The 18,290-nt window shown below is 61.3% G+C and carries 17 protein-coding genes; 16 read left to right on the top strand and 1 reads right to left on the bottom strand.

What is annotated here, in order from left to right; translation table 11 throughout:
• Nucleotides 1–104 precede the first annotated feature (104 nt).
• Nucleotides 105–1,688: a DUF5906 domain-containing protein gene (locus tag IQ782_RS15600; RefSeq protein WP_194135584.1), complete on the top strand. Its 1,584-nt coding sequence runs from the start codon at nt 105–107 to the stop codon at nt 1,686–1,688.
• Between the two features lie 1,133 nt (nt 1,689–2,821).
• Here IQ782_RS15600 and IQ782_RS15595 read toward each other — a convergent pair.
• On the bottom strand, nt 2,822–4,336 hold the full coding sequence (locus tag IQ782_RS15595) for a hypothetical protein (protein WP_194135583.1): 1,515 nt from the start codon (nt 4,334–4,336) through the stop codon (nt 2,822–2,824).
• A gap of 143 nt (nt 4,337–4,479) precedes the next feature.
• Here IQ782_RS15595 and IQ782_RS15590 point away from each other — a divergent pair, with 143 nt between their 5' ends.
• The 15 genes from IQ782_RS15590 to IQ782_RS15520 all read left to right on the top strand — a co-directional run bounded on the left by IQ782_RS15590 (nt 4,480) and on the right by IQ782_RS15520 (nt 18,270).
• Entirely contained in the window at nt 4,480–4,935 is a 456-nt protein-coding gene (locus IQ782_RS15590; protein ID WP_194135582.1) for a hypothetical protein, read from the top strand.
• A 70-nt stretch (nt 4,936–5,005) separates the two neighbouring features.
• Nucleotides 5,006–5,296 (top strand): hypothetical protein, encoded by a 291-nt coding sequence (locus tag IQ782_RS15585; RefSeq protein ID WP_194135581.1) that lies wholly within the window; start codon nt 5,006–5,008, stop codon nt 5,294–5,296.
• A 338-nt stretch (nt 5,297–5,634) separates the two neighbouring features.
• The gene (locus tag IQ782_RS15580) at nt 5,635–6,504 is read left to right on the top strand and encodes a hypothetical protein (RefSeq protein WP_194135580.1); all 870 of its coding nucleotides are present in this window, start codon (nt 5,635–5,637) and stop codon (nt 6,502–6,504) included.
• 249 nt (nt 6,505–6,753) lie between these two features.
• Nucleotides 6,754–7,404 carry a hypothetical protein gene (locus IQ782_RS15575; protein ID WP_194135579.1) on the top strand — a complete coding sequence of 217 codons (651 nt, stop codon included), beginning with the start codon at nt 6,754–6,756 and terminating at the stop codon, nt 7,402–7,404.
• A complete protein-coding gene (locus IQ782_RS15570) occupies nt 7,401–8,087 on the top strand; it encodes a hypothetical protein (protein WP_194135578.1) in 687 nt (228 codons plus the stop codon). Before IQ782_RS15575 ends, IQ782_RS15570 begins: the two co-directional genes overlap by 4 nt.
• A 525-nt stretch (nt 8,088–8,612) precedes the next feature.
• Nucleotides 8,613–10,916 carry a phage tail length tape measure family protein gene (locus IQ782_RS15565; RefSeq protein ID WP_194135577.1) on the top strand — a complete coding sequence of 768 codons (2,304 nt, stop codon included), beginning with the start codon at nt 8,613–8,615 and terminating at the stop codon, nt 10,914–10,916.
• A 592-nt stretch (nt 10,917–11,508) separates the two neighbouring features.
• Nucleotides 11,509–11,814 (top strand): hypothetical protein, encoded by a 306-nt coding sequence (locus tag IQ782_RS15560; protein ID WP_194135576.1) that lies wholly within the window; start codon nt 11,509–11,511, stop codon nt 11,812–11,814.
• Nucleotides 11,811–12,185 (top strand): response regulator, encoded by a 375-nt coding sequence (locus IQ782_RS15555; RefSeq protein ID WP_095882021.1) that lies wholly within the window; start codon nt 11,811–11,813, stop codon nt 12,183–12,185. Before IQ782_RS15560 ends, IQ782_RS15555 begins: the two co-directional genes overlap by 4 nt.
• Nucleotides 12,186–12,187: 2 nt before the next feature.
• On the top strand, nt 12,188–14,311 hold the full coding sequence (locus IQ782_RS15550) for a chemotaxis protein CheA (protein WP_194135575.1): 2,124 nt from the start codon (nt 12,188–12,190) through the stop codon (nt 14,309–14,311).
• Nucleotides 14,304–14,771: a chemotaxis protein CheW gene (locus IQ782_RS15545; protein WP_194135574.1), complete on the top strand. Its 468-nt coding sequence runs from the start codon at nt 14,304–14,306 to the stop codon at nt 14,769–14,771. Before IQ782_RS15550 ends, IQ782_RS15545 begins: the two co-directional genes overlap by 8 nt.
• On the top strand, nt 14,768–15,634 hold the full coding sequence (locus IQ782_RS15540) for a CheR family methyltransferase (protein ID WP_194135573.1): 867 nt from the start codon (nt 14,768–14,770) through the stop codon (nt 15,632–15,634). Before IQ782_RS15545 ends, IQ782_RS15540 begins: the two co-directional genes overlap by 4 nt.
• A gap of 9 nt (nt 15,635–15,643) precedes the next feature.
• A complete protein-coding gene (locus IQ782_RS15535; RefSeq protein WP_194135572.1) occupies nt 15,644–16,030 on the top strand; it encodes a response regulator in 387 nt (128 codons plus the stop codon).
• Nucleotides 16,031–16,034: 4 nt separating this feature from the next.
• The gene (locus IQ782_RS15530) at nt 16,035–16,397 is read left to right on the top strand and encodes a chemotaxis protein (protein ID WP_194135571.1); all 363 of its coding nucleotides are present in this window, start codon (nt 16,035–16,037) and stop codon (nt 16,395–16,397) included.
• Nucleotides 16,398–16,708: 311 nt separating this feature from the next.
• Complete coding sequence (locus IQ782_RS15525) at nt 16,709–17,749, top strand: CheB methylesterase domain-containing protein (protein WP_194135570.1); 1,041 nt, start codon at nt 16,709–16,711, stop codon at nt 17,747–17,749.
• Nucleotides 17,746–18,270, top strand: a complete 525-nt coding sequence (locus tag IQ782_RS15520; protein ID WP_194135569.1) for a chemotaxis protein CheD — start codon at nt 17,746–17,748, stop codon at nt 18,268–18,270. The genes IQ782_RS15525 and IQ782_RS15520 overlap by 4 nt, the downstream gene beginning before the upstream one ends.
• Nucleotides 18,271–18,290 lie beyond the last annotated feature (20 nt).

The raw sequence follows: 18,290 nt of genomic DNA, 5'->3' as shown, positions 1-18,290 counted from the left end.
CACAGGCAGGGACGGCCCCCGTGTCCTTAAACCGTGGGCAAACAAAGGGCCGCAACTAGTGCGGCCCCAAGTAGCTCATCTTTCACACGGATATAGTACCCACCATGTCTGCAAATGAAAACACCCCCGAGGGTCAAGTTGTGCTGCCCGATGGCCGTATCATTTATGCACAAAACACGCGTCTTAACTTCAACCGGGTGCGCGACACCCACATGCACATCAACAACCTTAGCGGCAACAACGCCATCCTCACGCCCGGCAACGAGTTGGACACGCTGCTGGCGGCGATGAACGGCATCTTCCACGTAATACGGTCCCGTGGCGGAAAATCATGTGTGCTCATGGCGAAAGCCAAGCGCATGAAGCACCTGCGCTTCACCCAGTTTGAAGCAATGACGGTCGGAAACTTTCGCAGCGCGTGGGGCAATATCACGGTTCTTACCAACCCGGAGGAGGAGGAGAATAAGCACAAGTACGTGCCTCTCAGTTCCTACTGGTACAACCGCACCCGGAACTTCTACACCAGCATCGGCTTCTATCCCGGCGAGGCTCCCAGCGTTGACGGAAACTTTAACCTCTGGCGCGGCTTCGGCTATGCCCCCAAGCACAGCGACTGGTCGCTTATGGCATACCATATCCGTGAGGTCCTGGCCGGGGGAAACAAGGAGTACGCCGAGTATATTCTAAATTGGGCCGCATTCACCTTGCAGAACCTTAACCGCAAGGCCGAGGTCGCACTGGTCTTCCGTGGCAACAAGGGCAACGGCAAGGGCACCTTCGCCAACGCACTGGTCGCCCTGTTCGGAATACACGCCATGCACGTAACCAGCTCGCAGCATGTCACGGGCCGCTTCAACAGCCACATGCAGGACAAGAAGCTGATCTTTGCCGATGAGGCGCTGGCACCCGATGACCGGCAGGCCGAGGCCGTTCTAAAGGGCCTCATCACGGAGAACGTGCTCGCGGTGGAAGCCAAGGGGGTGGATATCATGTCGGATGAGAGCCACGTGAACTTGGTTATGGCAGCGAACCAGCGCACCGTTGTACCCGCCACGCTGGGGGAGCGCCGCTTCGCCTGCTTCGATGTGTCGGACAAGCACAAGCAAGACCATGCGTACTTCGGGCGGCTGAACGAACAAATGGAGGCGGGCGGCTACGAGGCCATGCTGTACGACCTGCTCATGCGCCCGCTGGCCAACTGGCACCCGCGCTCACATATCCCCATGACCGCTGCGTTGCGTGAACAGATGTTCAGCGGCATGAGCAGCGTCGAGCAGTTCGTCCTCTACATGCTGGAAATGGGCACCTTGCCCACGGGCACTGTGGAGAACGCCAGGACCAAGGAACTTCAGGTGCCGGTAAGCTGCCGGGGCAAGAAAGAGGTGGAAGGGCTGGAGGAAGCCTACGGCAGCTTCTGCAAGCTGCACGGCATCGGACGTAAAGATAAGAACCCGTTCACCAAGGAACTTAAGACCATTTTTGAGAACATCGGCTTTGCGCGGAAGCGTGTCAGGCAGGGACCGCTCTATCTGGCCCCCCTGCTTTCCGAAGCCCGCTACGCATGGGACATGAAGTACCAGCCCTACCCGTGGGATGACGGCGGGGAGTGGTCCCAGAGCATGCAGTGGGAGGAGGACGGCTCAGACGGCGTTTCGGCCAGCTACGCCCCGAACAAGCGCCGCCACTGATACCTTGGCAGCTCCCTCGGTTTTTGCTTGCTTGCAGGGTGCAGCCATGCCCTACTAAAAAGGCAAAGCTTCTCAGGACATTTTGGCCACCGGGTGTCGGGGGTGTCGGGGCGGTGTCAGCAGACCAAATTTGCTGACACCTTTTTTGCTGCGCAAGTACAACCATTTACATCATCGGGTGTCGGGGGTGTCGGCACAGGGACTTTTCTCGGTTTTTTGCTAATAGAGCAGCCGCTGCACCACTGGCTGCGTTTTTTCTATTTACTCTATTCTCCTGACACTCCTAACACCAAATAGAATAAGTATAAGAAAAGAAGGACAAAAAAGGGTGTCGGTAAAATCCGTGTACCGACACACTACCGACACCCCCGACACCAAACATGGTTAAGCCGTTGTAAAACCAATGGCTCCGACATTGGCACGGCCCCTGCTTCACTCGTTCCCCTGCACCCGATAGGCTGGTCGCGCTACGGTGATGTCAGCCAACCTTGGCGGGCCCGCCAGCATCCGCTTCCTGTGGCCGGTTGCTGGCGGGTTTCGTGTCTCGCAGTTAGGCACACCGTCCTCGGCCTACACCACCCCTGCCGCGCCCCTTGGTCTTTGGCTTGCCATGTGCTCGCCTCACATCGTCACCGCTTCGCTTGCCGGGTGTACGCCGGGCGGCGGCAGCGGACAGCGCATGCAGTGGCCCTGTTCTTGGTGTTCGGCTTCACTATGCTGGGCGGGGTCACCGAGGACGCGGGTATGCGCGCCCGTGGGACGGTGACCTTAAGCTAGGTGGGGCGGGCTAGCCCCGCCACGCTGCCCTCTGTGCGCGCCGCCTGTGCGTTGTGCTGCGCGCCCGCCCCTGCCTGCCTGCCATGCCCTAGCATCGGCCATGCGATGCCCGCCTTGCTTGCCGCTGCACTGAGGCCCGACGCCGTTGCGCTGCGCACGAGGTCACGTGTTGCGCCAGAGCAACTGATCGCAGCGCGGCCGAGCATGGGGCTTCAGATAGACGGGGGGGCGTCCAAATTATAGGGGCCTCGGGGGTGTCCACACCGCGCAGGGGGCTCTTCTTTGCACTTTGAAGAGTGCCAAAAGGCTCGGCTCTGCCGAACCCCAAGCAAGCCTTTCCCGCACTCAAAACCAGTTCAGGCTAACTCACCCCACCATGGGACGGCGCGCCCGGCAATTTCGCTATAGTCAAAGGTGTCCTTAGGGCCGCTTTTCGCTGCAAACCCCTCAATTATCCCAGAGAGCTGATAACCATGGTATTTCTCCTCGACCGATAGCCTGATGCCCTCTCGGATAGCATCTATTTCGTACCATCTGAGGCAAGATTCGAACTCAGCATAGCCCACAAGAGCAACAGGAATCCTACGCGCCTTCGGAATTCCCAACCTATCGGCTTTATCTCCTGCCTTCACGAATATTTCCTGAATGAACGCGTTCCCCATCACTGTCCAAGGATCATATTGCAGCACCACTCCGACCATCTCTGGTCTTGATATGGCATAAAGCTCTGCCTGAGTGCGCCAAATCTGCACAATACCCTTTACGATATCATCAAACGCGTCGGCGCAATCTCGCCAAGGGTCAGGAGACGTCAAAACTCTCTGCGGAATTCTTCTGATCTTGCATTCAACGGTGATGCCCGCCTCACCATTGCGATCAAGAAGAAAAAGATCCGCACTTTTCCCATATGAAGTTTCCCGTTCTCTCTCCACATAGTTCTCAGGCCCCGCGAAGTGCTCCAACAACTGGAAACACAAATCTTCAAATTTATCCCCCGAAACCCTACGCGCATCAGGATCACTAACTATGTCGTAGTACAGGCCATCGGTTATTCGCAGAAGCAAACACTCTCTGGACGGAACGAAGAAACCCTTACTTCCATCACGCGCCAAATACTCGAAGAGTGGCCTCTCCTTAATGACACTGCGTCGAAACACTCTGGGCAAATCCGAGTCCCTCAACTCGACAGAATATCTCATCTGCCCCTCAAAGTTAGAACCGATCACGCGAGACACGCTTGCAATTTCTGCCCTACTAGCCCCGACACCCTCAATCCGAGCATAACTAACGCCGGGACTATCTTCAGTTCCGGCATAAATTGCCAGCACGACCTTCATAAATAGGTCCAACTCGATATCGTACTTCGCCTCGAACACCTCCCTAGCTTCTGGTGTTACATATACATGCCAAGCCCGAGCCAAACGGAACATGTTGTCATAGCCAATCTGCCAATCGTACTGTGGCCAAAACAGCCTAGGCAAAGCCGCAACTATTTTATTATCCTCTATATCCTTGACACTTTCCACATTTGCGAGAGCGTTGTACGTACCCAATAATTTAGCAATACTCCCCCAAGCCTTTAAATCAAGACGCCGAACTGGTTGCCCACCTGCGCCGCCCAGAACCAACTTCTCGTTGAGCACAGCATCCACGCTCCAAGGCGGCACAAATAACCTGCCACCTATAGCGTGATCAGCTGGCGCACCAGGAAGCGCAGCATGCTTGAGTGCAGCCTGATCTCGACCAGTCCTGAATGCCTCGATTGCCCACGCCATGATAAGCAAATCTTCCAGCGAAAGAGGGGTTAGTAGGTCCCAAAGTTTTTCCTCCCAATACCGTTGTTTTTGACGAAACGGACTTTTGCCAGACACCAAGGACTCTCCTGCGGACGCAACTCTGAAATCCTCCGGACGCTACTGACTCGGTGGCCCGGAAACAAGCAGCCGCCTCTACTCAGTTTGCAAAGCGAAATGGGTGACGTAATGTTGTACCAATGGTACGCGAGACACCTTCAATGCCCACCAACAAGCCGCCCAAAAAGTCTGGTCGCCCATCCGGCCCCGCCGCCCGCGCCCGCAAGCTGACCGATCACCTCGGCATTGACCTTCCTTCTGACCTCACCGCCAACGGCAAGCTCCGGTTCGCGATGCTGGCCAGCGAGGTTCAGCGCACCTACGACAACCTAACCCCGGCTGACATTGAGATGGTCCGCAAGGCCGCGCTCGGCCGTGACGAGGCTGATTTCTGCAAGGCTCAGGCCGATGCCGCAAAGGCGGCGGGTGACGTCAAAACCTACTTGGCGATGAGCAGTGCGATGCGGCAGCAGCTTCGCGTGATGCAAAGCGCGCTGGAATGCCTCGGCCTTACTGGCAGCCGCCGTGGGGTGGTCAGCCGCAGTCGCGCCAACGCCGCAGGCGTCTTGGCGGAGACCAAAGATGCCGAAAGTGGGTGGGCAAGCATCCTAAACTAGCCTCCACAGGAGCCGCCCATGGGTCGCACCCGTCCTAGCAAGCGCATACGAGACGCAGAGGAGGCCCCCGGTGTTCCACCCGCAGGAGAACCCTGAGACGGTGCGCAGTCACACCTCCCAGAGCCGCCAGCACCGCCGCAAGTTGCAACATGGCACGGCGCGCGCACTCACCTTGCGCGAGGCGCACTGGCTGGTTCGTGAGGCGGCAATTCGCGATTGGCCCCTGTCGCTGGTGCGCGCCTCGCCGGGGGAGGCTTACGAAGACCTATACGCTCTTGCCGCGCAGGAGGAGGCACCCGAAGTCAGGCAGCGGTATCGGATCTTCAATGACCGGGCCAGAGTTGGCGGTATTGGGCGCTAGTGTAAACTAACACCCTGAGTATACAGCATTATTCATTCACGCCCTTTGCCCATTGAAGTACCCTTTTGTTAGCCCCCGCAACATTAGGTGTGCCAGATGGGACCACAGTTTGCGTCACTTATCCCTGCCCAACCGACCGCAGCCGATGCCATTGCGCTTGCGCAGTATCAGGCCGATGCACTGCACACGTTGGAGCGCGTCAGGTATCTCCTGCGTCACAGCAAGAACGCGCCCAAGCTGGTAAAGCCTCAGCTACGGGAGGTTGAGGAGGTTCTGCTCGGCGACCTCCTAGCCACTGGCATGGACCCGGCGCTCTTGGCTGATACGGGGGTTAGCAAATGCTCCTAAAGAAGCTGCGTCCGCTTTCGTACGATCTTGGCGATGGCTGGGTCATTTCTGCCAGTGCTCATGTTGCGCGGCATATGAGCGGTGAGCTGCGGCGGCAGTGCTTGGCTTTGGGCATCCGCAACAAGACACCGCTTGATGACGTCATGGGCATTCTTGAGCAAGGGCACCAACTGGCAGACTTGGTGCTGCGTCTGCTGGTCGAAATTGACGCGGCCATCTTGGAAATCCAGCAGGTTATGAACACGCTTGGCGCGGCGGCTGCGGGCGAGGAGTGGCAGCCAATAGATGAATCTGCTGTTGGCCCGCCTAGCGAGAGCGTCCCTTTGGCAACGGATGTTGAGGCATCGCTGCGCACCCTGCGCATGATGCAGCCCGATGCCGATGTGCCCGAGCTTTCCGAGACGCTTGAGGTGCTTAAGGTGGCCCTTGGCCATCTTACGCAAGAGCGGGACATTGTTGCCGCCCGCGCGGAGGAGATGGACGCGCACATGCGCGAACAGGTTACGCATGCGGTGGCGCTGTCTGACGATCCTAGCGCGGCAGAGCGCAGCCATATGCTCCAAGCAGCATTTGAGATGGCACGGGAAAAAGGCGTCTCCACGCAATCCGCTTGGCAGAAAGTATTAGAGGTGGGCCGACCGACTCTGCCTGCCCGCGAAATCCTGGCCAAATACGAGCCGGTTGCGGACATGGAGAATGTTCTGCCTCGCCTCCCAGTGTCTGAGGCCAAGAAAGCCGCAAAAGCTTGGGTGCAGGCTCGGGCGAGCGAGCGCAACGCACTTCTGAAACGGCGCAAGGCCACGGCTCAAAAGGCTGTGCTGGATAACGTGGCGACAATTTGGGAGGGGTCACGCGCATGAGGGGACAAATATCGCAAAAGGCCATGCTCGACGCCATTACCGAAATGTTCATAGAGGAGCGGGATTGGACCAAGCAGCAACTGGAGAACATTGACGGTAACGCCCTTTTACGCAGTGCGGCAATGACCATGGCGCGCGAGAACCTTAAATCCATCCGAGCCCGCTTCGAGCCCGTTGGCACCCGCAAGTCTGAGACGGTAAAGGGCCATCCCCCCGCCTCTCTCAAGCGGCATTGGGAGGGGTCTAGCCGTGGGTAATTCGGCCGTCTCCATAAGCAAGCACGAGCTTCGGCATTTGCTCAGCACTGCCGCTGCGGTGTGTGAGTTGGCCCCTTCGCGTTATAGCGAGGCCACGGTTGAGATAGCCATTCGCAGCGCCAGCGGGCACGTGATTTGCAAGGTGGGCGACGTGTTGGCCAGCACTGCGGATTTCGAGGTCAGCCGCCGCATTGCTGCGTTGTGTGCCATTGGCCCGGCTGCGGCGGTAAAGGATGCCGTGCAGTATCTCCGAAACGACGAGTTTGGGGCGCTGGCTGAGAAGGCCGGGTTGTCGCCTGCTGACGTTGTCTTGGTGCGCAGCATGCCGGGGGCCAACGCTGACGTGCGCTTGGCCAAGAATGTTTTGGCGGTGCAGCACATGGAGGATCAGCTTGGCGTGAGCCGGTTCCAGCGGTTGGCCAAGGCGCTGCGCGATGGCTTCAACCAAGGCATACTGGAATGGCGGCTGTGCGATCTGGTGCCGCAGGAGGTTGCCCAGCGCGCATGCACGGCGGCGGCTGACGCGCTGGCCGAGGTCATGGGGGCGGAAAGCCAAGAGGACACCTCACGTAAGGAAGTTGCCAAAATCGTTGCGAGAACAAACGCCGAACAAGCTGTGCGAGAAGCAAAGGGCAAGCCATGACCAGCACCGCCATACCGGAACAAATTGACCTCGCCTTGGCCATCCACGAGGCGGCGCATGCGGTCGCTTACGCTACCCAACTTCCCGATAGGCCGGGGGCGGATCGTATTACGATCCACTGCGGCACGGACGCGCGCGGGTTTTACGCTGAGTGCAACGGCTACTGGCGCAACAACGATGGCAGTATGCGCAAGATGCCGTTCCACCCCTTAGGCGTCTGTGCTGGCCCTGCGGCTACCGCGCTGTTTGACCCACGGGTGCAGCTTACCCGCCATGAGGCGCTGCGGCTTGGCGCGGGTCTGTTTCCTGCGCTGGCTCACGAGCGGGTGGCCATTGCGCCTGACGACTGGGAGCAGGCGCAGGCCATGGGTCTCAGCCCGGCGGTGCTTAACGCGCACATGCGCGCTGCTCTGCTTATGTGCATCACCTTTGAGACGCTTATCCTCACCGTGGGCCGCGTCATAGAGCGCCAGTTGGTTACCGAGGGTCTGCCGGTGGCTGAGGTCTGCCCGGTGTTCTTGCGGCAGCACGTTACGGGGGTGGCCAACCTTATAAACTTGGGTAGCACGACGCTGTTCTACAGCAGCGCCGAGGTCTGTCAGCACTTGGCCTCCGAGATAGGCAAAGCGGCTGCGGTTTACACGCTGGCCTTGGCGAAACCCTTCACGGAGGCGGTGCAATGAGTACGGAACTCAACTTCGTGCAGGAGCTCGAACCTGGGGATGTGATTCAGCTATGGGCTCGCGCGCCCATAGCCGGTGGCGGCACCGTCACAGGGGTGGTGCGCGGGAGTAATTACTACGGGATCACTGTGCAGCACACGCAGGGGCAAGGCGGGGCAGAGGTCACCTACCCATGGGCGCGCGGCAAGGAATGGTGCGCGGCACGTCGGCCTAATCCTGCCCCGCTTGGCGGGGAGGGCGCGCAATGAGGCGTGTGGCAATCCTTAAAGCCCGCCTTGGCAGGCTCCGTCACATGGTGCCCAGCAATTACCGTGCGCGTCTGACGGAATGCGATGGCCTGCCGGTGGTTGAGGTAACCAACTTACTTACAAACAAGCTCGTGGAGGTTGTGCCCGCCGAGCAGTATCTGGCGCGGCTTGCGGGCAGCGATGCCCGAGGGTCTTACCGCAAAATGCTGCGCCCGGAGTGGCGTGGTTCGCAGCTTACACCGCGCGGCAGGATGACGGCATGGGGGACTGAATAGCCATGGCTGACGTACACCACAGGCTACAGATTGACGTTGTGGGCGCGGAACGCCTCAACGACGTGCGCAAGACGCTCACTGCGTACAACACCGTGATCCGCAAGGTGAACGGGCAGACGCAGCAGTTTGGCAAGAACCAAGATGGTCTTACGCGCAAGCAGCGGCAGTTCAACCAAGCCATGCAGAACACCGGCTATCAGGTGCAGGATTTGGCTGTTCAGCTTGGGGGTGGTGTAAGTGCCACGCAGGCACTAGGGCAGCAGCTCCCACAGCTATTGTCTAGCTTTGGCGCGTTGGGCATTGGCATTGGCGCATTCGTGGCGGTTGCTGCCGCGCTGGCCCCTGTGTTGTTGGACATGGGCAAGAGCATTGAGGAGATTGCGGCGGCGTCTGAGAAGGCGTCCAAAAGCTTGGATACCTACACCAGCAGCCTCAACAACAACCTTGGCAGCATCACCAATGTTGTGAAGCAGACGGGCACGTTCAACGAGGATTTGGCGGACCTCGATAAGACGCTGTTGCAGATTGAGAAGCGGCGCGCGTTCCTTGATATGACGGAGCAGCTTAAGGCGCTTGGCGATTTTAACCCTGACACGGGGTGGTTTGATTTCCTTGACTACCGTTGGGAGCGCATCAGGGATTCCATTGGTGGCACCAATGAGCAGGCGCAACAGCTTGAGTATAGGTTCCGCGATCTTGCCAAGGCGTCTAGCCTTACGGAGATGGATGCTGCTCTAGCTGGCATCGAAGGCCAGATGCTTCGCATAGCTGGCAGCACGGACAAGATGAACGCGGCGCAGCTTGAGGCGTACAATCAGGTTGCTAATGCGCGGCGCAACATCGCGCGCTACGAGGCGACTGAGGAAGCCTTGCGGGCGCGCAATACCAACTTGCTCAAGGAGCAGGTTGGTCCTGCCAAATTGGTCCGCGACTACTTTCAGGACATTATTGATATTGAGGGCAGCATTGGCGGCCAGCTCAGCGGGTTGGTGTCTAACGTTGACGCTATTCTCAACAACCAGAAGCTTTCCAGCGAGGAGATTGCGGCATCTGTTGCCAGCCTCCTTACCTCTTACGATGGCATGGAGCTTTCGGCGCGTGAGCGTATAGTTATTGAGCGCGCGCTCTCGCTGGTAATGGACCAGCAGGTAGGCACCAGCGCCGCCATTGCTGAAAACTTCAACCGTGCCGCCGCTGCTGTCTCTGCGCTTAAGGCCAGCTTTGAGGGGCTGGCGCTTCAGAACATCATTGACGAGACGCAGCTACAGGTTCTCGAGGCTGGCGGTGACGCTATTGACGTGCAGATTGCTGGTCTGCGCAAGGCGGTGGATCTCAAGTACGAAGAAGCCATGGCCAACGCCAAACTTGAGGAACAAGCGGCGGCTGCGGCGGCTTACCGGGACAAGGCGTATACGGAGCTTGAGAAGCAGGAGGAAATCCTGCGGCGGCGCAAGAAAATTGAGGACGAGGCGGCTGCTGCCAGCAAGGCGGCATCTGCTGCCACTGCGGCTGCTGCCAAGGACGCTAAGGAGCGGGTGCAGGAGACCACCAAGGCGCTTGAGGCGTTCCGCAATAACATCAAAGCCACCCTTACTCCCATTGGCAAGGTGCGGGCTGAGATTGACCAGCTTGAGATGGATTACGACGCGCTACGCAAGGCCAAGCTGTTGGATGACGCAGACGTGGAGGCGTACAAGGCCAAGCTGGCAGAGCTGCATGCAGAACTGGGGCGGCTTGAGTTGGAACTTAGCGGGGTCACCGACGTAGTTGGCATTTTTGCCGATGGCATTACCGGCATGTTCGACAGCCTCATTGATGGCACCAGCACGGTTGGCGATGCCTTTAAGGATATGCTCAACAACATCCTGCGCGACATTGCCCGGTTCCTGCTGAGCCAGCAGGTGCAGCAATTTAGCAATCTGCTTCTTAGTGCACTTGGCGCGGCCTCGGGCTCTGGCACGGTGACCACCAGCCCCTCGCCGGTGCCTAACGCTGCCACGGCAATATCCCCCTTGGCTCGGGTTGCCGTACCGGCGCTGCCTGAGTTTGCCATCCAGCCCGCCGCCCGGCGCATCTCGGCCTCGGCGTTTATAAACTCGGCTGGCACCCCGCGCACGGCTGAGGCGGGCGTTGTTATTAACGTGAACAACAACAATGGCAGCCAAATCACCATGGCCGAGGGGCAGGACAGCATGGGCCGCAAGACCGTTGATATGTATATAGATAACCGTGTGCGCACCGCCATGGCCAACGGCAGCATGGATCGCACCATGCGGGCCACCTATGGCTTGCGGAGGATCGTCTAGTGGCCAGCCACAGAGACCTCCTACAGCGCCGCCTAGAGGCTCTGCGCGCCCGTGTGTCCCTGCCCTACGACGCGCGCTTGGTTCAGGTAGGTACGGGCATGTATGCGGTTGACCTCTACCAAGGCGGCTGGCGGTTGTCCCGGCAGGAAGCCAACGCTTGGCTTACCGAGATGGAGCGGTTGGCCAAGGCGGGCGTGTGATGCACCCCGCCACGGCATATCATATGTTAACTGCGGTCTGGCATACGCGACCCCGCCCTTTGCCGCATACGGGCGGCGCGCACACGGAACCTTGTGTGCGGGTTTGGTGCGTGTGGGGCTCCCACCCTCAGCTCTAAGTTCATTCCCTGTTAAGGCTTATTTTGCCCAACGTGTCCTCACGCTTTGTTAAGACCCCGGCTGTAGTTCTCGAAGCCATCCCAGCGGCCATCACGCTGGCGAAAGGGACGGTTCGGGCGCGCCGCAGATGTGTCCTTCCGACCACCCGGCACCGGCGCCGTCGCCGGGGCGTAGGCTCGACGATCACTTGGCGACCGGCATCCGACAGGGCGCAGGTTGTCCCCGCTCTCCTTTGGCAAAGGACCGATATCGCGATGACAGAGCTTCATAGCCACGTGCTCGATCCCGGGCGCAACCGCAACGGCGAGGACCCGCTCGTGCCTTTCCTGCTCGGGGCCCGGCACATGCCCGTGGCGATCTCGGTGCGTGACGTTCTGCGGCTCGATGCGCATCGGCTGCAAATCCTGCTCGTCGCGCAGAGGCAATGGCGCGCCGAGCAGCTGCCCTTCACCCTCTGCGATATCACTGAATCCTTCCGCACCGGACTGCAACAGCTCGGGTTGCCGCCCGACCACTTCGACAGTCAGGGCCTCAAGACTGGTGAGGAGCTCGTGCAATGACGACGAAGGTTCTCGCAATCGACGATTCCCGCACGATCCGCAACCTGCTGCGCATCTCGCTCGAGGGCGCCGGGTTCGAATTCCATTCCGCCTGCGACGGCGTCGAAGGGGTCGAACAATTCTCCGAGGTCGAGCCCGACGTGGTGATCACCGACATCAACATGCCGAACATGGACGGCTTTGGCGTGATCGAGACGCTGCGCAGCGGCCCCAACCGCACGACCGTGCCGATCATCGTGCTGACCACCGAGAGCGGCGCCGACCTCAAGGCCCGCGCCCGCGCGGCCGGCGCCACCGGCTGGATCGTGAAACCTTTCGACGACGCATCGCTGGTCTCGGTGCTGCGCCGGCTCACAGGACACATGGTGTAAAGATGTCGGGAAATTCGATCCGCGATACATTTTTCGAAGAGTGCGAAGAGCTTCTTGAAGCGCTTGTCGAAGGGCTCTCCTCGATGGAGCAGGACCCTGACGACATGGATGTTGTCAACGCCGTGTTCCGGGCGGTCCATTCGATCAAGGGCGGGGCCGGTGCCTTCGCGCTCGACCGCCTGGTCAGCTTCGCCCACACCTTCGAGACGGTGATGGACAAGGTGCGCAGTCAGGAACTGAAAGTCACCGAGGCACTGATGCACCTGTTCCACCGTTCCGGCGACCAGCTCGCCGATCTGGTGGAAGCGGCACGCGACGACCGCGAACCCAATGCCGAATCCGAAGCCGCCATCCTCAAGGAACTCGACAGCTATCTCGGCGAGGCGGACAAGGATGACAGTTTCAGCTTTGACGCAGTGACGCTCGACTTCGGAGCCGCCCCGGCGGATCCCGACCTGGCCGACGACGCCACAGAGACCGAGGCGGCGCTGCGGCTCTTCCACATCCGTTTCAAACCCAGCCCGGCGCTCTACGCCAACGGCCATGAGCCACTCCTGCTCTTCGATGCGCTCGCCGAACTCGGCGATCTCCGCGCTGCCGCCGACCTCTCCGGGCTGCCGGATTTCGACGCCTTCGATCCCAATGACGCGGTCATCGCCTGGACGCTGCAGCTCGAAACCTCCGAGCCCGAGACGGTGCTGCACGAAATCTTCGAGTTCGTCGAATCGCTCTGCGACCTCGACATCCGCGAAGACGACGGCGACGCGCAACCGCCGCTCAGCGTGGTACCGCCCGACGACGAGGGCATAGCGCCTCCGCCGCCGTCCCCGGTCCGGGACGGGCCCGCACCGGGTGCCGAGATTCTTGACCCCCGCGCCGATTCCCAGCGCGGCGAGGCGCGCGGCCCCCGCCCCACCCTGCGGGTCGATCTCGAACGGGTGGACCGGCTGATCAACACGGTGGGCGAGCTGATCATCAACCAGGCGATGATCTCGCAGCGCATCGAGGAACTGGACCTGCCCGCGGTGGCCCATCTCACCAATGAGCTCGAAGCCTACAAACTCCTTGCACGGGACATCCAAGAGGGGGTCATGGCGATCCGCGCTCAGCCCGTTAAGCCCCTGTTCCAGCGCATGTCACGCATCGTGCGCGAGGCGGCGGAAGCGACGGGCAAGAAGGCAAGGCTGGTCACGGTCGGTGATTCGACCGAGGTCGACAAGACGGTGATCGAGCGGCTGGCCGATCCACTGACCCACATGGTGCGCAACGCCGTCGACCACGGCCTGGAAAAGGCCGATGTCCGCGCCGCCGCCGGAAAGGAAAGGGTGGGCACGATCCGCCTGTCGGCCTCCCACCGCTCGGGCAGTGTCTTCATCGAGATCGGCGACGACGGCGCCGGGCTGAACCGCGCGCGAATCCTGGAAAAGGCCATCGAGAAAGGGCTTGTCTTGCCCGAGGCGGAGCTGTCGGAATCCGAAATCGACAACTTGCTCTTCCTGCCCGGCTTCTCGACCGCAAGCGAAGTGTCGAACCTTTCGGGCCGCGGCGTCGGCATGGATGTGGTAAAGAATGCCGTTGCCGCGCTCGGCGGCCGGGTGTCCATCGCCTCGACCCCCGGTTCCGGCACCACCTTCACCATCGTGCTTCCGCTCACCCTCGCGGTGATGGATGGCTTTGTGATTTCGGTCGCCGATCAGACCATGGTGATCCCGATCGCCTCGATCATCGAAACGATCCGCCCCAGCCAACGTGACCTGCACGCGGTGGGAACCAAGGGGGTGGTGATCCTCGTGCGCGGCGCTTACGTCCCGGTGGTCGACGTCGCCTTCAATCTCGGCCTTGCCGCGACGCGCAAGGAGGCGGGCGAAGGCGTGCTGCTGCTGGTGAGCACCGAAAGCCAGGGGCTCACCGCCCTGCGGGTCGAGGCGATCCATGATCAGCGCCAGGTGGTGATCAAGAGCCTCGAGAGCAACTATGCCGCCATCCCCGGCGTTTCAGCCGCCACCATTCTCGGTGACGGCAAGATCGCACTGATCCTTGACCCCGAAGAAGTGGTCAAGTTGCAGCCCGCCGCCCCCTATTTTCCCGCAATTACCCCCCCGAAACTGGAGCTTCACCATGCTTGACGCCAACGAGGGACCGACCGAGGCGCAGTTTGAATTCATCACCTTCTCGGCGGGCAACCAGAGCTTCTGCCTCGAGATCATGCAGATCCGCGAGATCCGCAGATGGACCCCGGTCACCAAGCTGCCGCACACGCCCGACGATGTGCTGGGGGTGATGAACCTGCGCGGCGCGGTGATCCCGATCTTCGATCTTTCGGCGCGCTTCGGGCTCGGGGTGACCGCGGACAATGAGCGCAACGTGGTGATCGTGGCCGCCGCGGGCGGGACGACCATCGGTCTCCTGGTTGAATCGGTCTCCGAAATCCTCTCGGTTGCCAAGTCGTCGATCCAGGAAACGCCCGACATGAAGTCCGATGCGGCGCGTCAGGCCATCCTCGGCGTGATCTCGGTCGGGGAATCCATGGTGCGGGTCGTCAATCTCGACGCGGTGCTCGATCAGGAAGGCGGGGCCGCCGCATGAGTCTCGTTGCCGCTGACGCGCTGCCGGGGGAATTTGCTTTCACCGATGCGGACTTCGAGGCGCTGGCCCGGCTCGCGCGCAGCGAGTTCGGCCTCAGCCTCGCCGTCAGCAAGAAGCCCCTGGTCTACTCCCGGCTCGCGCGGCGTTTGCGGGCACGCGGGCTCGGCTCCTTTCGCGATTACATGGCATTGCTCGACCTCGAGAGTGAGAGCGCGGAGCGGCTCGAACTGGTCTCGGCGCTGACAACGAATGTCACCAGCTTCTTCCGCGAGAAGCACCATTTCGAAACCCTGTGCGAGGCGCTCATCCCCGAGCTTGGGCTTCAACGGCGCGTCCGCATCTGGTCCGCTGGCTGCTCGTCTGGACAGGAACCCTTCTCGATCGCCATGACATTGCTGAACTTCCTGCCGCCTGGCACGCGCGACACCCGGATTCTAGCCACCGACATAGACCCGGCGATCCTGCGCAAGGCGCGCCAGGGACGCTACGCCGCGGAGGATTGCGAGACGGTTCCTGCTGACTACCGGCACCGCTGGCTGCGTCCCGTGGCCGGCGAGCCCGAGATGGTGGAAACGGGCCCAGACCTCAGGGCGCTGATCAGCTTCGCGGAGCTCAACCTGATCTGCGATTGGCCCTTCAACGGACCTTTCGACGCGATTTTCTGCCGAAACGTCGCGATCTACTTCGACCAAGAAACGCAACAACGGCTCTGGACCCGTTTCAGCGGCATGTTGCGCGCCGGAGGCTTTCTGTTCATCGGCCACTCCGAACGTCTGTCCGGCCCAGCCCTGGCAGAATTCACCACCGCGGGTGTGACCACCTATCGCAAACGCGCCTCGCATGGCCCGTCACGGCCAACCTAGGAGAATAAGATGAGTTTGAAGGATTCGCTGCGCATCATGGTGGTCGATGACATGGCCACGAGCCGCGGGCTGATTACCCAGGCGCTCGATGAGATCGGCATCAAGAACTACCTGACCGAAAACGATGGCAGCAAGGCCCTTGCCCGTATGGCCGGCAGTCCGGTTCACCTGGTGCTGTCGGACTTCAACATGCCAAATATGGATGGCCTTGCCCTGCTGAAAGCTGTTCGGCAAAACCGCGCAACGCAGAAGGTCGGCTTCATCCTGGTTACCGGAAAACCGACGCCAGACATGGTGGCGCAGGCGAAACAGCTCGGTCTCAACAACATGATAAAGAAACCCTTCACTTCCCTTGCGATGAAGCAATGCATCGAAAGCGTCGTCGGAAAGCTCTGAAGCCATGACCGCCTCGACCTCGGCCCCGATGACCGCAAATGAAGCGACATGGTTGCTGTCTCGCGAGATCAGACACCTCCAGCAGCGTCTGGAGAGGCTCGAGCATGGCATGGAGCATATCTATTCGGGCAATGCGGATTCGCGCCTCGGGTCCGTGGCGATCACCGCCTTTCAGGAACTAGATATGCTGGCGCAATCGACTGACGCGCTTGCCGGCTATGTCGAACGCCTCGCACGCCTTCTGGACGGGGAAGCCGCGTTGGATCTTCGCGAGGCGCTCTCGATCATTCCCCTTCGTGATCTCCGGCACCGGCTCGGCGGCGCGCAGGGGGACGGGCTGGAACCCAATGCCCCCGAGCTGTTCTGACGTGGCCGTGCATCTGGACATCGCGGCGATGCCTGCACTTGCTCCGATGCGCGACCGGCGGCGACCGATGGAAGCCGCAGGTCGGGACTGGCAAACGCCCGAGCCGCGCCGTGACCCGCGAAGCGGGGTCCTGCCACGCAGTCTCTGCGCGATGTGGATGGGCCTTCCTGCCGCAAACTGCGTCTCCTGCGCCCTGCCGCCGTGGCGAAGGCGGGCCGCCATGACCCCGGCGACCGCACGGCATGGCCCGGGCGAGACGAATTCCGTGCCGCGATCACAGCCGACACCACAGGCCGCAAAGGAAAAGACCGATGTCGAAGATATCCCTGATCCTGGCCCATCCGGACCTGGGACTGCGGCGGCAGATCGCGGCCGGGCTGCGTCCATCTCCGCATATCGAGCTGATCGCCGAAACACATGACCTCATGACCACCTACACCGCGGTCGAAGAGCAGGAGCCGATGGCGGTCCTCATCGCCGAGCGGCTCGCCATGCTGCCCGAATTCGAGGTCATGCGCGCGCTCTTCGCCACGCTCGACGTGCGCTGGCTGGTCATCAAGACCCGCAGCGTGACCGGGGCCGCCCTGCCTGCAAGCCCCTGGGACAAGCGCTCCGATCTCTTCGCAATCGATCCCGAAGTGCCCTCCGAGGAACTCATCGGCACGCTGCGCTCGCTGACCCGCACGGCACGGCGACGCGGCATCCTGCCGGAACCACCGGCGGCGCCGAGCCTGCCAGGCGGGGCGCTGAGCAATCGTTTCATACTGCTGGGGGCTTCGACCGGCGGCGTCGATGCGCTGCTGACCGTCCTCTCCTATTTTCCCGCCGACTGCCCGCCCACTTTCATCGTGCAGCATACCGGCGGCGGCTTTGGCGAAAGCCTCACGCGGTTGCTCGACCGGCAATGCGCCGCACAGGTGCGGCCCGCGCGGGACGGCGAGCGGGTGGATCACGGCCAGGTCGTGATCGCCGCCGGCAGCCGCGCGCATCTGCATCTGGCCGGTGGCGCGCCGATGAAGATCGCCTTGCGCGCGGGAGAGCCGATTTCCGGACACATGCCCTCTGTGGATGCGCTTTTCACCTCCGCGCTGCCCGGCGCCCCGCGCGCCGTGGCGGCGCTGCTGACCGGCATGGGCCGCGACGGCGCCCAGGGTCTCAAGGCGTTGCGCGACGCCGGAGCCAGGACCTTCGCGCAGGACGAGGAGACCTGCATCGTCTATGGCATGCCCCGCGCCGCGCGCGATCTCGGCGCGGTCGAGACCAGCCTTCCGCTTCCGGGGATCGGCCCCGCGCTGCTGCGCGCCTGTGCCACCCCGGCCCCCGCCTCGCATGGAAGGATGACCGCAAGATGACCGAAGCCGCTGAAAAGCTCGTGAATGTGATCCAGGGAGAATACCGGATCTCCTCGTCGCGCTCCGAAGTGCTGTCGACAGTTCTGGGGTCCTGCGTGGCGGTGTGCCTGACCGATATCGAGGCCGGGGTCGGCGGCATGAACCATTTCCTGCTGCCGCAACGCGCCGGCAAGGAGGGGGAGAACGTGCGCTATGGCGCCTACTCGATGGAACTGCTCATCAACGGGCTGCTCAAAAGCGGGGCGCATAAGACCCGGCTGGTCGCCAAACTTTTCGGCGGTGCGAACATGCTCAGCCAGTTGCGTGACATCGGCGGCTCGAACGTCGCCTTCGCCAAGGAGTTCTTGCAGAACGAAGCCATTCCGCTGGCTTCTGAGAGCACCGGCGGCACCTCGGCCAGGCGCATCCGCTTCTGGCCCGCCGACGGTCGCGTGCGGCAGTTCATCGTGCCCGGTGAAATCGAGGCAGTGGCCCCGATCACCCCACCGAAACCGCCGCAGACCGAAATCACCCTGTTCTGAACCGTCGCGGCAGGCCGCGG

The sequence above is a fragment of the Salipiger mangrovisoli genome (assembly GCF_015223355.1).
In the GTDB taxonomy this organism is placed as follows: domain Bacteria; phylum Pseudomonadota; class Alphaproteobacteria; order Rhodobacterales; family Rhodobacteraceae; genus Salipiger; species Salipiger mangrovisoli.
The sequence above is the reverse complement of the archived record's forward strand: the minus strand, read 5'-3'. Positions and strand labels throughout refer to the sequence as shown.